The organism is Christiangramia aestuarii, from assembly GCF_009735585.1.
In the GTDB taxonomy this organism is placed as follows: Bacteria; Bacteroidota; Bacteroidia; order Flavobacteriales; family Flavobacteriaceae; genus Christiangramia; species Christiangramia aestuarii.
The window spans coordinates 1-357 of record NZ_VJVW01000179.1 but is presented as its reverse complement, the minus strand read 5'-3'; the positions used below and the strand labels follow the sequence as shown (position 1 = coordinate 357).

General features: G+C 61.6%; 1 protein-coding gene. It reads right to left on the bottom strand.

The annotated features are described in order from the left end of the window. Positions 1-357, bottom strand: a 357-nt coding sequence (locus tag FLP08_RS17440; protein ID WP_202912822.1) for a ribonuclease E/G, incomplete at both ends; no start/stop codon positions are given.

Genomic DNA, 357 nt, shown 5'->3' with positions numbered 1-357 from the left:
GATGTCGCCGCCCTTGGTGGCGCGCGCCGAGTTGATGTCGATGGAAACCAGGGCCTCGGTCGGGTCGATGACGATGGAGCCGCCGGACGGCAGCTTCACTTCGCGCTGGAAAGCGGTCTCGATCTGGCTCTCGATCTGGAAGCGATTGAACAGCGGAACACTGTCTTGGTACAGCTTCACCTTGCTGGCGTACTGCGGCATCACCTGGCGGATGAAGTTCAGGGCTTCTTCCTGGGCGTCGATGCTGTCGATCAGCACTTCGCCGATTTCCTGGCGCAGGTAGTCGCGGATGGCGCGGATGATGACGTTGCTTTCCTGGTAGATCAGGAAGGGCGCGCCACGTTCGCCGGACGCTTC